Raw genomic sequence first — 15,566 nt, 5'->3', positions numbered from 1 at the left:
TAGGTAAATCATGCCTCAACGCTCCGGTGGTGACCGCTTCGGGATGCATCGTGTTTTTTCTCCTCGGGGATCTCTTCCCCAGGCCGCTGAAAAGGTAGACCCTGCGCTCCCCCTCTACGACAACGAAATTTTAATCGATGTGGAAACTTTAAATATCGATTCAGCCAGTTTTCACCAGATCAAGGCGGAGGTAGGGAAGGATCCAAAAAAAATAGCTGAAAAAATCCGGGGGATTGTGGAGAGACGTGGCAAGATGCACAATCCGGTGACGAATTCGGGCGGGATGCTGTTGGGGACGGTTAGGGAGGTTGGGAGGAAATTAGAGACGGGTGGCGAGGGTCGGGCGCCCGGCCGAGCGGAACGGGTGAGCACGGCTGGGCGGAACCCGAGACAGGACCCGTTCCCAAAAGTAGGTGACAGGATTGCGACTCTCGTTTCGCTCACGCTGACCCCTTTATTCTTGAAAGAGATCAAACAGGTTTTTGTGGAGAAGGAACAGCTCTCTGTCTCCGGGCATGCGATTCTTTTCGAATCCGGTGTTTTTGCCAAGATGCCGGCTGACATTCCGGAACCGATCGCCCTGGCGGTGCTGGATGTCTGTGGGGCGCCGGCGACGGTCCCACGGATTGTCAAAAAAGGGGATACCGTTGTGGTCCTGGGGGCGGGCAAGGCGGGGATACTTTCTCTCTATGAGGCCAAAAAAAAGGTGGGCAAGAGCGGCTTTGTCTTCTGTCTTGAAAAAAATAGTGAATCTCTGGCGCAACTTGAAGACTGCTCCTTTGTCGATGAGGGGATCTTGGTGGATGCCCAGGACCCTGTGGCGGTTTATCAAAAAGTTCGGGCCATCACCAAGGGGAAGATGGCGGATGTGGTGATCAATACGGCGAATGTTCCCAAGACCGAGATGGCAGCCATCCTCGCCAGTCATCCTGGCGGGCTCGTCTATTTTTTCAATATGGCGACGAACTTCCAGGCGGCGACCCTTGGGGCTGAAGGGGTCAGCCATGATGTCCGGTTGATGATGGGGACCGGGTACATCCCGGGCCATGCCGAGTTGGCATTGAACATCCTTCGTGAATCGCCGGAGGTTCGGGGTTGGTTTGAAAGACGACTCAGTTAACGATTTCCTTTTTTTGCGGCACCTAACGCCGCCTCCTTCATCATCTCTCTCTTTTTGGGATCAAACCAGTCCTTCTGGATCTGCGGGGAGAGGGTATGGAGCGGGTCAAAATAGAGGAAAAATTTTCCCGGTTTGACGGAAGGGGCGGTGTAAACAGAGATGCCGGTCTCACGGTCATAGCATTCGTAGCTGTGGATCGCCCGTTTGCCACCGCCGCCCGGGGCATCAACGACAAACGTCGGTGTATTAAAACCGGCGGTTGACCCACGGACCTGTTTTTCGATCTCAAGCCCGGTTTTGAGAGAGGTCCGAAGATCTTCCACCCCGCGCACCAGGTCGTGCATATAGACATAGTACGATTGAACATTAATAAAGGAGAGTCGGCGGGCGAGCAGGACCATCGTTTCGCTCGAGTCATTGACCCCACGCTGGAGGACCGCCTGGTTCCGAACAATGATCCCGTCTTCCATGATTTTCCCCATGACCCTTTGGGTGATTTCTGTGATCTCTTTGGGATGGCTGAAGTGGGTATGAATGCAGACCTCAGTGTGCTGTTTCCGCCCTCTCCGAACCATTTCCAGGACCGTTTCGTACCAATCCGGGTCCGAGAGAACCTTCATTGGCATAATGGCCAGGCCCTTTGTGGCGATCCGGATTCTGCGGATTTGAGGCATGGCGAGTAGCGTTTCGCAGATCAGACGAAGCCGGACCGGAGAAAGCATGTAGGCGTCACCGCCAGAGACGACGATATCCTCAAGCTGTGGCTGGCTCCGGATGTAGTCGAAGATTTTCCGGTAACGGAGTTCATTTTGGGTCATCGCCACCTTCTCCACCTCGTCCGTATCCAACCCGACGGCGTAACTGCGGGTACAGTAACGGCAATAGACAGGACAGGTATCCAGTGCCAGGAAGAGTGCCTTGTCCGGGTACCGGTGTGTGAGACCGGGGACGGGGGAATCTTCCTGTTCATGGAGGGAATCGAGGTTCAACTCCGGATGATCGGGGAGCAGACGGCTGGCTAAGGGGAGGAACTGAAGTCGCAACGGGTCCTGATAAGGGTTGTTCCAATTGATGAGACTCATGATATAGGGGGAGATGCGAATCGCCATCGGTGCCCTGTGAAATCCTTTCGCCAGATCTTCATAGAATTCCCGGCAGACCATCTGGCGAAGGGTGTCCAGCACCTGGGCTACGCTCGTAATGGAATGTTTGAGTTGCCACTTATGATCGTTGAATGTTTCTGCCGAGATATCGGCATAGGCGGGGATCTGCCGCCAAAACTCACCGCCAAGAAGTTGCCGATGGGAAAGGTCTAAAGTCACTAGGGGGAATCTTAATGGAATTTGTTGATTAAATAAAGAGAAACAGTTAAAAAGATTCTCCATGTCCCGTCTGAATCTGGATCGTGATAAAATTGAATCCTGCCACCATGTGGCTCGGCAAATCACCCGCCAGGTTCAGGAATTTATCAACCGCCACACCACCGTTTCTATCGAACGGGCGACCCTTCGCTTCCTGGGGATTGAGGAGGCGATCAAATCGATGCCGGTGGTCAATCTGATCGTTGACCGTCTGCCGAAGGAAAAACTGGCCTTGGGGATCTCCACCTGGTTTGGCCGCGCCTTGGCCCATCACCGTTCCAGTTCTCCTTTGAGTCTTGCCCTGCGGATTGCCGATGGCCGGGTCAATCTTGGAGAAACACCGGAGGTCCCTTTTGAGCGAGTTCAACAGGTTCTCCAGAGTGCGGTCATCCGGGGCCTGCGCCGATTGGATGGTGCCCGTGAGAAACGGCAAAAGGTGATCGACCAAACCAAGAGAGAAGATCGGCCCCTGAAATACCTGATTGTCGCGACCGGCAATATTCATGAGGATGTGGAACAGGCCAAGTCGGCTGTCCTTCAAGGGGCCGACTGCATTGCCGTCATCCGCTCCACGGCACAAAGTTTGCAGGATTATGTCCCTCATGGGGCGACAACAGAGGGGTTTGGCGGGACTTACGCGACGCAGGAAAATTTCAGGATCATGCGAAAGGCATTGGATGAAGTAGGGGAGAAGATCGGGCGCTACATCCGGTTGACCAACTATTCCTCCGGACTTTGCATGCCGGAGATTGCCGTTATGGGGGCGTTTGAAAATCTCGATTTTTTATTGAACGATGCCATGTACGGAATTCTCTTCCGGGATATCAATATGAAGAGGACCTTCACCGACCAGTATTTTTCACGCCTGGTGATTGCCCGCGCCGGGATTATTATCAACACCGGCGAGGACAATTACCTCACCACGGCGGAGTCGTACCGGGCCTTCCCTCAGGTCTTGGCCTCCCAGTTTATCAATGAGCAGTTCGGGCTCTTGGCCAATCTTTCCGAAGAACAGTTGGGGCTGGGGCATGCCTTTGAAATGGACCCGACCCTCGAAGACGGTTTTCTCTACGAGATTGCCCAGGCCGAAATGGTCCGGGAGATTTTTTCGAAGTCACCGGTCAAGTACATGCCGCCGACACGACACAAGACTGGCGACATCTTTTTTAGCCATACCCTGGATGCCCTCTTCAATCTGGTCGGGGTCATGACTCATCAGGAAATCCAGTTGTTGGGGATGGCGACCGAGGCGATCCACAACCCGTTTTTGCAGGACCGATTTATGAGCCTAAAAAGTGCCAACATTATTTTTAACAATGCCCGACATCTGGGGGATGAAATCTATTGGAGCCCAAACGGTAAGGTGATCCGGCGGGCCCGGGCGATGCTGGAGGAGACTCATACTCTCCTCAAGAAGGTAGAACAGTGCGGTCTGATGAAGGCGATTGAAAACGGTCTCTTTGCCAACATGTCTCGTGCCGTTGAGGGAGGGCGTGGTCTTGACGGTGTGGTACGGCAGGATCACCACTACTTTAATCCGGTTTGGAAGGCGCTGGAAAAGAAACAGACCCCTGATGAGGATGAAGCCAGAGTGGTTCACCCCAGGGGAGTTCCCGCGAGGGCCGAAGGAGGAGGGGCGCCGAGGAAACGATTTAGGGGGAGGCGACACCATGGCCGCTGATCCGAAAAATTTGAAACCTTATGGGGACCATCTGGGGGATGGTGGGGTTCAGGTCAGTTTTACCCTGCCGGTCCCTCCCTCCGATGCCGCCAAGGAGGCGGCGCGTCTTTATGCCGAAAAGATGGGGCTGGAAAAGGTCCAGGTGACCTGCATGGAGGGGATCGGTCCCGAGTTCACTTTCTTTGTCGTCTATGGGTTTTCAAAACTGACGATTAATTTTGATAAAATTATTGTCCCGAAGATGGAGATCCCGCGACTCACGCACAAGGAGATCGAAGAGGTTGCCCACCAAAAATTGGGGTGCTCCACCCCAGGGTGTTCCACCCAAGGGCGACGGATTGTTGTGATCGGCGGCACCACCGGCTCCGATGCCCATACGGTCGGGATCGATGCGATCCTTTCGATGAAGGGGCTGGCGGGGGACAAGGGGTTGGAATCGTATTCCTGTTTTGAGGTCCACAACCTCAGGGCCCAGGTGGATAATAAGGTATTGGTGGAGCAGGCGATGAAACTCAAGGCGGAGGCGATTTTGGTTTCTCAACTAGTGACACAGCAAGACCAGCATATTAAAAATTTAAAGGAGATGCTGAAACTTCTTAAGGAGGTGAAGAACAGGGCGCTTCTGGTTGTAGGAGGGCCACGGATGACCCACAAGATTGCACATGAGATCGGGTTTGATGCCGGTTTTGGTCCCGGGACCAAACCCTCAGAGGTGGCCAGTTTTATTGTTCATGAACTGATCCGGAGGCAAAAAGATGGGCAAGAAAAAAGCAAAAGTCGGCTGGAAGGCAAAGGTCCGGGTGCCTCTTCGAAAAAAGGACGCTCACTATTCGGGTGGCTTGGTGGCGGGGGCGAAGATTCTTGAGCTCTTTGGGGATGCGGCGACCCTGCTTTGTCTTCGCGAGTCGGGAGGGAAGAACGAAGGACTCTTCCGGGCCTACCAGGAGGTGGAGTTCCTCGCACCGGTCTACGCCGGTGACACCGTTGAAGCGACCGCTACGATTGTCCGGATTGGCAACAGCTCACGGACGATGAAGTTTGAGGCGTATAAGTTTGGTCGCCCTAAGAAATTAGTGACACGGGCGATCGGGACGGTTGTGGTCCGTTAAGGAAGCCGGTTTTTGACCCATTCGAAAAACCGCTCAGTCTTTTGCGCAAAGGCAAAGGCCTCTCTTTCCGTAAAACGTCTCGGTTCATATTCAATCTGGTGTTTTTCGTTCAAAATTTCAGAAAGCCGGGAGGCGTTTTTCCGGTCCTCCTGGTTTTCTGAAACAGCATGGATGAGAAGAGCCACGGCATCCTGATGAAGTTTACTGGAACTTCTTTTTCCTGTCAGAAAAACGGTCAAGGCATCACTGGCACTGATCGCCGCATGAACACCGTTCAGCAAAACAGCATCCCATTCCTGGTCTTGAAGACAAAGATTCATGGCGTTATAAAATTGGAGTGCCTTTCCCCAATAGTTTTTGAACTCACTCTTGGGAAGAGTGGTGGTGCTTATCTTTTTGGCGGCCATAGTCTAATACCTCCATGAGTGGGAGACCTGCAAGGCTCCGCCCCTCCTTGACGACATTACGGATCAAGGGGTCCTTTTGTCGCACCTTTTCCCGTAACTCGTTGACGGTCATCCGTTTAAAACTGGCAAAATTACCATAGGCCCGGACAATCCTTTCTGCAAAAGGGGCAGGGTTTGGGAGCTTCCCTTTTTCAGGATCGATCAGGAGAAGGTCGATATCACTTTGAGCGGTTTCTTCTCCCCTGGCAACGCTTCCATAAATAATCACCGCAAGAGGTTTGGGGTTGAGAGATTTAAGAATTTTGGCCCCCAGTTGTTTCAAGAGGTTGCCTTCAAACTGAAGCAAGGGGTGGATAACTTCCTGAACAAGGATGTGGGAAAGGTTCAGTCGGTAAAGATGGGACCTCCCGGCAATCGATTCGGTTAAGACCCCTTGGGCCACAAGCTCTCTCACGACCTGTTGTATTTTGAAGGAAGAGGTGGAACAGAGAACGCCCAAGGCCCTTCCTGAGAGTCCCCCTCTGTTTTGGGAGAGAACAGAAAAAAGACGGATCTTGATGGGGTCGGCCAGCAGTTTTTCAATGATATTTTTAAATTCCATATGATATATTAATATACCATATAGAAAGGCCTGTCAACCTAAAAAAACTGGTTATGCCGGCGATCGGGACGGTTGTGTTGAGGTAACGGACTCTTCTGCCGGTTTTTCTTCTTTCAAGTGTCTATTCAGTGTAAACCAGTTGATTGGAAGTTCCTCCTTGTCATGAAAATGAAGCCAGAGGAGGACGACGTTCCCGACGGTAAACACCATCATGGACAGGTTGCCGATGATCACCGCGGGGAGGAAAATACCGGCCAGAATAAAAGACGAAGAGAGGGAAAGGATGTAGGCGATCGCGACCATCGCCTTTTTAAAATGAACTTCGATGCCGATCGTCCTTTGCGGTTCCGGGTACCAGTGGATCAGGTCGCAGACCTTCATCAGGAGTGATTGAAACAACAAAAAGAGAAAGAGCCACTCGGGTACCGTCAACCCCTCTCTCCAGTGAAAAAGTTGCAGGAGGATGACGGCCTCAACAACCCCCAAGGTCTCCAGGAACCGGACAAAACCGCTGGATCGATTGAAGAAAAAACGGAGCATCAGGGCCAACCGCGTATCATTTTGGGGTTGCCTTTGTAAAGCGAGAAGGACTAGCCTGCCTAAAAAATAGGCACCCTTATGTTTCTGGCTTGGGAAAAAATCGTTAACAGTCTTGCCGATGGGATCCTTGTGTTGGATGCGGCACGGAAGGTGGTTTACGGTAATTCCATGGCGGCCCGTCTGGCTGAAAGAGAACCGGCGGCGATTCCGGGTTTGTCTTTCTCCGAACTCTTTTCCGAAAAACCGGTGATTCGCGAGCCGGTAGAGCGGCTCCTTGAAAAGATGAGTTCCGGCAGTGTGCGTGATCTTTCCTGGCTTTCTGCCAGCGGTCACCCTTTCTTTTTTGATATCCAGGTCTCTCCCCTCTGGGAAGAAAAGGGTGAGTCACACAATGGTGTGTCACCCACGGAGGCCTTTTTTGGCTGGACGCTGGCATTTCAGGATATCAGCCCCTTAAAAAAACTGGAGGAGCAGAAAAGAAAGGTGGATCGGCTGGCGCTCATGGGGACGATCGCCGCCGGCCTGGCCCACGAGATCCGAAACCCGCTCTCCGGCATCAAGGGGGCGGCCCAGCTGATTTCCCGCCACAGTACGGGGAACAAGTTGAAAGAATTTTGTGAGATTATTTTGAGGGAATCAGAACGGGTCAACCGTTTGGTTGGGGATCTTCTGGATTTTGCCAATCCGAAGGAGATGGCGATGGGGGCCGTCAATATTAATGAAATTCTGGACAGGGTTTTAAAACTGGAAGAGAAAAATTGTCGTGTCTCCAAAGTGACGGTCATTCGGGAGTATGACCCCAGCCTTCCCTTTGTTTGGGGAAATGCCGACCGGCTGATACAGGCCTTTTTAAATTTTGTGAAAAATGCGGCCGAGGCGATGCCAAAAGGAGGGACCCTGCGGGTGGTTTCCAAGATGATGACCGATTATCGGATTCGCCGTGAGAACCAGACCAGTACACGGATGGTGGCGGTGGAGATCCACGACTCCGGTGTGGGGATCCCTCCGGAGAATCTGGACAAGGCGTTTACCCCCTTTTTTACGACGAAGAAAAGTGGGAGTGGTTTGGGACTCGCGATTTCCCAAAAAATTGTGCATGAACAAAAGGGAACGGTGCAGATTAAAAGTGTCCTTGAAAAGGGAACGACGATTGCTGTCACCTTGAGAGTGGCCCATGACTCTTGAAGGAAAATCAAAAAAGATCCTCGTGGCCGACGACGAAGAGAGTGTCAGGATCATTCTCAGCAACGCCCTAACGGCACGAGGGTATGAAGTCCTCCTTGCCGAAGATGGCAAAAAGGCGTTGGCCGTTCTTTCCAGTCAGGCCTGTTTTGCCGGCCTTGTGGATCTCCGGATGCCCGAACTCTCCGGTCTTGAGGTCCTGGATCGGACGCGCACCCTGCCCAACCCGCCGCGCCTGATTATGATTACAGCCCAGGATACGATGAAAAATGCCGTTGAGGCAATGAAACGGGGGGCCTTTGATTATGTCGCCAAGCCGTTTGACATTGAAGAGATCGAGATCCTGGTCGAAAAAGCCTGGAAAATTCAGTCGCTCGAGGAAGAGGTTGCCCAACTCCGAGAGGAGGTGAAGGAGAAGCACGATCCTGGCCGTACACTCATCGGGCAGGGCCGGCCGATGAAGGAGATTTACAAGATTATCGGTAAATTATCGGCTAATGACGTGACGGTTCTGATTCAGGGAGAGTCCGGAACCGGCAAGGAGCTGATCGCCCGGGCGATTCACCAGAACAGCCTGCGGGTCCGGAAATCGTTTGTGCCGGTCAATGTCGCCGCCATCCCCCGCGACCTGCTGGAGAGTGAACTGTTCGGTTACATCCGTGGGGCGTTCACCGGTGCCGAGAGGGACCATGCCGGCTATTTTGAGGAGGCCGAAGGAGGAACCCTGTTTTTGGATGAAATCGGCGATATGCCGGTTCCTCTCCAGGCCAAATTGCTTCGAGTCCTTCAAGAAAAGGTGGTTCAACGTGTCGGGGCGGCCGTCGGGGTGCCGGTTAATGTCCGGATCATCGCGGCCACCCATCAGAATCTGGAAAGACTGGTGAAGGAGAAAAAGTTCAGGGAAGACCTCTATTACCGGCTCAATGTGGTTCCGGTCAAAATTCCTCCCCTCCGTGAGAGGCGTGAGGATATCCCGGTTCTTGCCGATTTTTTTGCCCAGAAGTTCTCCGAGGAACTGGGGACCGGAAAGAAAAAGATTTCCAAAGAGGCTATTCGGAAGATGCAGAAATATGACTGGCCCGGTAACGTGCGTGAACTGGAGAATATCATCAAGCGAGCGATGGTCTTGAGCCCCTGGACCACCATTACTCCGGAAGTGGTGGAACCGTTCATGGCCGATACCCTGGGTTCGGCGGATATGGATGAGATTGCCCTGGAAGAGGTTGTCCGAAAGAAGCTCTCCTCCTTCCTTGCCAAATGGGGGTCGTATGATATGGAGGATCTCCATCCCCTGATCATGAAACGGGTGGAAAAACCGCTCCTTGAACTGATTTTGGAGAGAAGCCGGGGGAACCAGATCCGCGCCTCCCGGATTTTGGGGATCAACCGAAACACGCTCCGGAAAAAGATAAAGGAGCTCAAGATCGAACCCCCTTTTGTCAAAAAAAGGGAAGTTGAGGATTAAAACATGGAATCATTCGTCGGGAGTCTTTCTCTTTATTCGTTGATGATCTCGGTGTCTGTTTTTAGTGGCAGTCTGATCCCGCTGGCGCTTTCCTGGACCAAGGATCATCTTCCGGTCTTTCTCGCCTTTTCCGCCGGTGTCATGCTGGGGGCAACCCTCATGCATCTTCTGCCGGAGTCCTACGAGTTGATGGGTAAATTCTCTTCCTTCTGGGTCTTGGCCGGTTTTCTCTTTTTCTATACCTTTGAAAAATTCGTGACGGTCCACATTTGCGAGGCGCTCGATTGCGAGGTCCACTCCATGGGGATCACCGCCATCCTTGGACTTTCAGTTCACGCCCTGGCGGATGGGATCGCCCTGGGTTCCGGACTTCTGGTTAGCGGCTTGGGGTTGATTGTTTTTCTGACAATCTTCTTTCATAAACTCCCGGAGGCCTTCGCCCTGACCTCGATCTTGATCCATGAAAAATACCCCCGTTCCCGTATCGTCCTGTTCAATCTCCTTCTTGTCGTCATGGTTCCGTTGGGGGCCTTGCTGGTTCGCGGGCTTGTTTCTTCCCCAAATTCAGCCACTGCTGGAACAGCCCTCGCTTTTTCGGCCGGGACGTTTTTGCATATTTCCCTTTCTGACCTTCTGCCGGAGGTTCATAAGTACGCGACACGCCGGAATTCCATCTTTGTCGGTTTTTTAATGGGGTTGACAGCGATGTTTATTTTGTTTCGGGTGATGCACTAAAAAATGAAGATTCAAGGATTGTATACCATCGTCGATAACTCCCTCACACCGCAATATTCTCACCTCTGGCTTGCCGAGCAGTATTTGAAAGGGGGTGCCCGGACCCTCCAGCTGAGAGACAAGAAAGGCCCCCCCCCTTTTGAAACGGCCCGTCAAATCATGGCTCTGAAGAAGAACTATGATTTCACCTTTATTGTGAACGATTACCTGGAAGTGGCCCTGGAGGTGAAGGCGGATGGCTGGCATGGGGGGAAGGACGATCTCCCGATCATCGAGGCCAGAAAACTACTGGGACCGGAAAGGATCATCGGGTATTCTTCCCATTCTCTGGAAGAGGCGCTGGTGGCTGAACAGAACGGGGCAGATTATGTCGCCTTCGGCGCCATTTTTCCAACAACTACAAAGCAACCCGGTCATCCGATACAAGGGTTAGAAAAACTGCATGAGGTCTGCCGACAGGTCAAAGTGCCGGTTGTGGCGATCGGCGGAATCCATCGGGTGAATGTTGACGGTGTGATTCAGGCGGGGGCGAGTGCCGTCGCGATGATTTCCGGTTTGACGAAGGCCAAAGATATTGCCGAAGAGGTGGCGTGGTATGTTCAAAAGATCGGGTAGGGGCGTACGGCCGTACGCCCTTACATTTTTATTCCTGATTGTTTCCTGCCGTTGCGGGAGTGAGGCGACCTCCCAATCGCAGGTTATTCTGACCAATAGTCAAAGCTCCTTCACGGTGACCGTTGAGGTTGCTGACACCGATGCCAAGAGGAGCCAGGGGTTGATGTCCCGAACCAGCCTGGCCGCGGATGCCGGGATGTTGTTTGTCTTTGACCAGGATGTCGCTGAAACTTTTTGGATGAAAGATACCCCCCTCCCGCTGGATATTATTTTTATCGGGAGTGATCTAAAGATTATTTCGATTGCTAAAAATACGACCCCATTCTCGGAGGCGTTGATTTCTGCGGACGCCCCGTACCGATACGCCCTCGAGGTTAATGCCGGATTTTCGGAATCTCACCAGATTACGGTGGGGAATGGGATTGTATTGAATCTTTGAAAAATCCCCCTTAATCCCCCTTTGTCAAAGGGGGGCAGGGGGGATTTCATTATGAGACAGCAACCAACATTATTGTCGATTGCCGGCTCGGACCCTTCCGGCGGTGCTGGTGTTCAGAGAGACCTGACTGTCTTTCACGACCTGAAATTTAGGCCCCTTTCGGTGATCACCGCCCTCACGGCGCAAAATGAAAAATCATTTTTTTCGCTGAATCCTGTCTCTCCGGAAATTTTGGAGGACCAGCTTCTCGCCGTGGAGACTCAAAAAATCTCAGGGATCAAGATCGGGATGTTGGGGACGGCGGCGATTGTTGAGAAGCTAGTCTCGTGGTTGAAAAATTGGAATGGTTCGACAGGCTCACCATGTCCAGATAGGAGTAAAATGGACACCCTGAGCTTGTCGAAGGGTGAAATTCCTATTGTCCTTGATACGATCTTTCATTCGACAACCGGTGGGATTCTTTTGGACGACGAAGGGATCGCGCTCCTTCAGGAATCCCTCATGCCTCTGGCGACGGTGGTCACCCCGAATTTAAGCGAGGCCTCACGACTGATCAATCATCCGGTGACAAACCTGAAAGAGATGAAAAAGGCGGGCGAGATGATCCTCTGGTCAATGAAGCGGGGGGCGGAGGAGGAAAAGGAGCAGGCGGTCCTGATCAAAGGAGGGCATCTTGATGGGGCGCCGACCGATCTTCTTTTTGACGGGAAAAAGTTTGTGACGATCAAGGGAAAGAGGCTCCCAGGTTCCCTCCACGGCAGTGGTTGTCTTTTGTCCTCCGCCCTGACGGCAAACCTTGCCTCCGGTTTTTCTTTTGAAGAGTCGGCCCGCCGGGCGCGGCGGTACCTCAACCGGTTTTTTTCTTGTACGCCTTCATCAAGCGGGTTGTGACCGGCCCAGGGGTTTTTCCGATTTCCTTTCTATCAATCCTTCGAACCGGTAAAATCCCTTTGAGGGAACTGGTGATAAAGACCTCATCGGCCCCGAAGAGTTCCTTCCGCGAAACGGGACAGGTTCGGGTGGGGATCTTCAGCCGTCGGCCAATTTTAAAAACTTTTTGACGGGTAATGCCGTCCAAGAGCCCCTCGGAAAGGGGAGGGGTGATGAGCCTTCCATTTTTCACAAGGAAGATGTTGGAGGAACTGCACTCGGTGACCCGGCCAGCCTTGTTCAGGAGGATCGCCTCGTGGGCCTTCTTTCGTTTCGCCTCCTCGGCCGCTTTTTCTTTTGTCTGGCGTGGCAATGTCTTGTGGGATGATCGCAGTGGTGAGTCATTCTTTACGGAGCGGGCGATGATAAGTTTGGCCCCTCTTTGATAGAGGGAAGGAGGAAAGAAATGGTGAGGTTGCAGGGTCACTCTCACCTTGGCTCGCTCAATACCAAAGTGACGGGCAGAGCGGAGGAGTCGGGTCAAGTGCTCCTTGAGGAAAAGGATCTTTCCCTTGCGGAATTGAAGTGTTTCAAAAAGGGTCGGTATCATCGGTCTAGCGCCCTCATGATCCCCGAGGCCTTGGCCAAAGTTTCCTGGTACTCCGCTTCCGGGTCAGAATCGGCGACAATCCCTCCGCCGCTATGAAAAAAGGCGTTTCCCTCCTTTAGGGTGAGGGTCCTGATCGCGATATTGAAGTGGGCCGACTGATCGTCCCCAATAAATCCGATGGCGCCGGTATAGACCCCGCGGGGGACTGTTTCCAGCTCGCGAATAATCTCCATCGCCCGGATCTTGGGGGCCCCGGTAATCGAACCTCCCGGAAAACAGGCCTTGAGGCAATCGACCGCATCTTTCCCTTCTTCAAGCTCCCCTTCAATCGTGGCTACCAAGTGATGGACATTAGAAAAAGATTCGGCACGGTAGAGTTCGCTAACCTGAATAGACCCTTTTTTACAGACCCGCCCCAGATCGTTTCGTTCAAGATCGGTGATCATCAAGAGTTCCGCCCGGTCCTTCCGGCTCATGACCAACTCCTCTTTCAGTCGGGCATCTTCTTCCGGTGTTTTCCCTCGGGGCCGGGTCCCCTTGATCGGACGGGTGGTGACAAGTAGGGGCGCACCGCCGTCTGCCCTTACCCTAAGAAACAGCTCAGGGGAGGAGGAGAGGATCTGAAAATCACCGCCGTTTAAGTAAGCGGCATAAGGGCTTGGACTGACCTCTCTCAACCGGAGGTAGAGGTCCCATGGGTCGCCCCCGTACTTCGTTTGGAAACGCTGAGAAAGATTGACTTGGTAACAATCACCGGCGGCGATGTAATCTTTTATCTTCCGGATCGCTCTCAGGTATTCTTCATGGGTAAAGTTAGAGAGGAAATCAATTTTATCCCCCCTCCCTTGATGGGAGGGGATGAAGGGGAGGGTGACCCCGCGATCACCCTCACCCTGACCCTCTCCCATCGAGGGAGAGGGGGCTGTTTTAAGAATTTCGGTGATCTGAGATTCGTGGTTTTCGGAAAAGACGAACATCTTTTTTTGAAGATGATCAAAGCAAATCCCCTTATCATAATAACCGAGTAAACAAGGAGGGAGCGAATCTTTTTGAGGCATAGGTTGAGGGATCCGTGTTTCCAAAAGGGGATAAAGATCGTACCCCAGGTAACCGACCCAACCGCCGCTAAAGGGTGATTCACCCAAGGGTGATTCACCCAAGGGAAAATTTAAATTTTTATCCTGGTGGTTTGTTTTTAAATATTTTTTTAGGAGTGGAAACGGATTTTCCCGGATGACCTCTTTTGGTTCAAAAACGATCAATGAATAACGCCCGAGCCCGCAAGAATCGAGCAGGATTGAAAAGGGTTGATCTTTAAAGAGGGGGAAGATAGAGCAGGGGTCGCAGTAAGGGATTTCTTTAACAGACATGAGGGGGATCCAAACATGGTGAGGCGAGGGAAGTCAATGGCGGCTCTGGCGGTCCTTTTCTTTTTGGCCTCCGGTTTTTCAGCCTTGGCACAGGACGAAGGGATTGTTCCCATGAAAAATCCACCGCCGCACACCTTGCATCTCTATTGCCTTTCTACCGGCCGGTTCAGGGCCAATTATGCACAGATGGTCGCTGGCGGTCCCTGGAAACCGGTGGAGCCCCCCGTCCCCGTTTATCTGATCCGTCACCCGGCCGCCTGGATCCTCTTCGACGCCGGTTTTGGGACAAAAACAAAAGAGGATTTTCTCTCTTTTCCGGAAAAGCTGATTCCCTTTTTCCTCAAATTTGACTGGAGGCCTGAGGATTCGGTGGTCTCACAATTAAGACAGATCAATCTTTTCCCGGACGACATCCGGTTTATCCTCCTGTCGCACCTTCATAGTGATCATGCCGGCGGGATCCGTGATTTCCCGAGGGCGACCGTTTTTGTCTCCCAGTCTGAATGGGAGGCGGCGCAGGGGGGGCATTGGTCTAATTTCCGTAAAGGGTATATCGCCTCCCAGTGGGAATCGGAACGGAGGCGGATCGCCCCGATCAATGATAAAGTAACGCCGCCGTACCAAAATTTTGAACATGCCCATGACCTGTTTGGCGACGGTTCGATCATCCTGATCCCGACGCCGGGTCATACCGCTGGCCACTGGTCGCTCCTCCTCAATTTTCCATCCGGCAAAAGCATGCTCCTGACTGCGGATGCCGCTTGGACCACCGAGAACTATCAAAAACCGGCCCGCCGCGGTTTTTTTGCCCGTTATCTAACCCAACATGATGAGGCCAAGGAGTGGGAGAGCCTGGGTCAGATCCGAAAATTTACTGAGAACAACCTCGAGGTCATGGTGATCCCCGGCCATGACCCTACCCTCTGGCCTTCGCTCAAAAAATTCCCAGAGTATTATGAATGATGAACAAGGGATGAAAGTCGCCCTTCGGGAGGCCGACAAGGCGGCCCGAAAGGGGGAGGTCCCGATCGGTGCCGTAGCTGTCTATCAAGGTAAGGTTTTGGCCTGTGCCCATAACATCCGGGAGAAAACCTTGGACCCCGTCGGGCATGCCGAGATCCTTCTTTTAAGAAAAGCGGCCAGAAAACTAAAAAGTTGGCGGATGCCGGGATTGGAAATTTATGTCACCCTGGAGCCCTGCCTGATGTGTCTCTCCGCGATGCATCAGGCCCGTGTCTCCCGTGTCTTTTTTGCGGCACCCGACCCGAAGGCGGGGGCCTGCGGGTCGGTCTGGCCGATGCATCGAGACCCTTATTTTCAGAAGATGCCGGTCATCGGTGGCGTTCTGGCACCCGAGGCCCTTCGACGACTCCAGATTTTTTTTAAAAAATTAAGAACCAGACCGGTGCCTGGTACAAAGAGAATGGCTGGTGCCAGGCACGCGTGAAAGTCGTTGAAGAA

Annotated in this window: 18 protein-coding genes; 12 read left to right on the top strand and 6 right to left on the bottom strand. The window is 52.7% G+C overall.

Annotation, left to right across the window (positions count from 1 at the left end):
* The first annotated feature begins 10 nt into the window (after positions 1 to 10).
* Positions 11 to 1,120, top strand: coding sequence for an L-erythro-3,5-diaminohexanoate dehydrogenase (locus tag HYS22_05005; GenBank protein ID MBI1909508.1), 1,110 nt, complete (start codon positions 11 to 13; stop codon positions 1,118 to 1,120).
* On the opposite strand, the gene HYS22_05000 is transcribed toward HYS22_05005, so the two are convergent.
* On the bottom strand, positions 1,117 to 2,505 hold the full coding sequence (locus tag HYS22_05000) for a KamA family radical SAM protein (GenBank protein ID MBI1909507.1): 1,389 nt from the start codon (positions 2,503 to 2,505) through the stop codon (positions 1,117 to 1,119). The genes HYS22_05005 and HYS22_05000 overlap by 4 nt on opposite strands.
* Between HYS22_05000 and HYS22_04995 the strand changes: the two genes are divergently transcribed.
* Genes HYS22_04995 through HYS22_04985 form a run of 3 tightly spaced genes read left to right on the top strand, consistent with a single transcriptional unit; the run spans position 2,504 to position 5,271 of the window.
* On the top strand, positions 2,504 to 4,162 hold the full coding sequence (locus HYS22_04995; protein MBI1909506.1) for a D-lysine 5,6-aminomutase subunit alpha: 1,659 nt from the start codon (positions 2,504 to 2,506) through the stop codon (positions 4,160 to 4,162). The genes HYS22_05000 and HYS22_04995 overlap by 2 nt on opposite strands.
* Positions 4,152 to 5,027, top strand: a complete 876-nt coding sequence (locus tag HYS22_04990; GenBank protein MBI1909505.1) for a cobalamin B12-binding domain-containing protein — start codon at positions 4,152 to 4,154, stop codon at positions 5,025 to 5,027. The genes HYS22_04995 and HYS22_04990 overlap by 11 nt, the downstream gene beginning before the upstream one ends.
* Positions 4,918 to 5,271, top strand: a complete 354-nt coding sequence (locus HYS22_04985) for a 3-aminobutyryl-CoA ammonia lyase (GenBank protein ID MBI1909504.1) — start codon at positions 4,918 to 4,920, stop codon at positions 5,269 to 5,271. The genes HYS22_04990 and HYS22_04985 overlap by 110 nt, the downstream gene beginning before the upstream one ends.
* On the opposite strand, the gene HYS22_04980 is transcribed toward HYS22_04985, so the two are convergent.
* The 3 genes from HYS22_04980 to HYS22_04970 are packed head-to-tail and all read right to left on the bottom strand — an operon-like array spanning position 5,268 to position 6,819.
* On the bottom strand, positions 5,268 to 5,678 hold the full coding sequence (locus HYS22_04980; GenBank protein MBI1909503.1) for a HEPN domain-containing protein: 411 nt from the start codon (positions 5,676 to 5,678) through the stop codon (positions 5,268 to 5,270). The genes HYS22_04985 and HYS22_04980 overlap by 4 nt on opposite strands.
* Positions 5,635 to 6,279, bottom strand: a complete 645-nt coding sequence (locus tag HYS22_04975; GenBank protein ID MBI1909502.1) for a nucleotidyltransferase domain-containing protein — start codon at positions 6,277 to 6,279, stop codon at positions 5,635 to 5,637. The genes HYS22_04980 and HYS22_04975 overlap by 44 nt, the downstream gene beginning before the upstream one ends.
* Before the next feature lie 51 nt (positions 6,280 to 6,330).
* Positions 6,331 to 6,819 carry a hypothetical protein gene (locus HYS22_04970; GenBank protein MBI1909501.1) on the bottom strand — a complete coding sequence of 163 codons (489 nt, stop codon included), beginning with the start codon at positions 6,817 to 6,819 and terminating at the stop codon, positions 6,331 to 6,333.
* A gap of 78 nt (positions 6,820 to 6,897) precedes the next feature.
* On the opposite strand from HYS22_04970, the gene HYS22_04965 reads away from it, so the two are divergent.
* Genes HYS22_04965 through HYS22_04940 form a run of 6 tightly spaced genes read left to right on the top strand, consistent with a single transcriptional unit; the run spans position 6,898 to position 12,146 of the window.
* Positions 6,898 to 8,004, top strand: a complete 1,107-nt coding sequence (locus HYS22_04965; protein MBI1909500.1) for a PAS domain-containing protein — start codon at positions 6,898 to 6,900, stop codon at positions 8,002 to 8,004.
* Positions 7,994 to 9,466 (top strand): sigma-54-dependent Fis family transcriptional regulator, encoded by a 1,473-nt coding sequence (locus HYS22_04960; GenBank protein MBI1909499.1) that lies wholly within the window; start codon positions 7,994 to 7,996, stop codon positions 9,464 to 9,466. Before HYS22_04965 ends, HYS22_04960 begins: the two co-directional genes overlap by 11 nt.
* A 3-nt stretch (positions 9,467 to 9,469) precedes the next feature.
* Positions 9,470 to 10,201 (top strand): ZIP family metal transporter, encoded by a 732-nt coding sequence (locus HYS22_04955; GenBank protein MBI1909498.1) that lies wholly within the window; start codon positions 9,470 to 9,472, stop codon positions 10,199 to 10,201.
* Positions 10,202 to 10,204: 3 nt separating this feature from the next.
* A complete protein-coding gene (thiE, locus tag HYS22_04950) occupies positions 10,205 to 10,816 on the top strand; it encodes a thiamine phosphate synthase (protein MBI1909497.1) in 612 nt (203 codons plus the stop codon).
* A complete protein-coding gene (locus tag HYS22_04945) occupies positions 10,797 to 11,255 on the top strand; it encodes a DUF192 domain-containing protein (protein MBI1909496.1) in 459 nt (152 codons plus the stop codon). The genes thiE and HYS22_04945 overlap by 20 nt, the downstream gene beginning before the upstream one ends.
* Positions 11,256 to 11,306: 51 nt before the next feature.
* Complete coding sequence (locus tag HYS22_04940; protein MBI1909495.1) at positions 11,307 to 12,146, top strand: hydroxymethylpyrimidine/phosphomethylpyrimidine kinase; 840 nt, start codon at positions 11,307 to 11,309, stop codon at positions 12,144 to 12,146.
* Here HYS22_04940 and HYS22_04935 read toward each other — a convergent pair.
* A complete protein-coding gene (locus HYS22_04935; GenBank protein ID MBI1909494.1) occupies positions 12,103 to 12,735 on the bottom strand; it encodes an aminotransferase class IV in 633 nt (210 codons plus the stop codon). The two genes, HYS22_04940 and HYS22_04935, sit on opposite strands and share 44 nt — an antisense overlap.
* Positions 12,732 to 14,105 carry an aminodeoxychorismate synthase component I gene (pabB, locus tag HYS22_04930; protein ID MBI1909493.1) on the bottom strand — a complete coding sequence of 458 codons (1,374 nt, stop codon included), beginning with the start codon at positions 14,103 to 14,105 and terminating at the stop codon, positions 12,732 to 12,734. The genes HYS22_04935 and pabB overlap by 4 nt, the downstream gene beginning before the upstream one ends.
* Before the next feature lie 15 nt (positions 14,106 to 14,120).
* Between pabB and HYS22_04925 the strand changes: the two genes are divergently transcribed.
* Positions 14,121 to 15,068, top strand: a complete 948-nt coding sequence (locus HYS22_04925) for an MBL fold metallo-hydrolase (protein MBI1909492.1) — start codon at positions 14,121 to 14,123, stop codon at positions 15,066 to 15,068.
* Positions 15,061 to 15,552 carry a nucleoside deaminase gene (locus HYS22_04920; protein ID MBI1909491.1) on the top strand — a complete coding sequence of 164 codons (492 nt, stop codon included), beginning with the start codon at positions 15,061 to 15,063 and terminating at the stop codon, positions 15,550 to 15,552. Before HYS22_04925 ends, HYS22_04920 begins: the two co-directional genes overlap by 8 nt.
* Positions 15,553 to 15,566: the final 14 nt, after the last annotated feature.

Source organism: Deltaproteobacteria bacterium, assembly GCA_016177765.1.
Lineage (GTDB): Bacteria > UBA10199 > UBA10199 > JACPAL01 > JACOUP01 > JACOUP01.
Note: the sequence above shows the minus strand (reverse complement) of the source record. Positions and strands in the feature narration are given on the sequence as shown.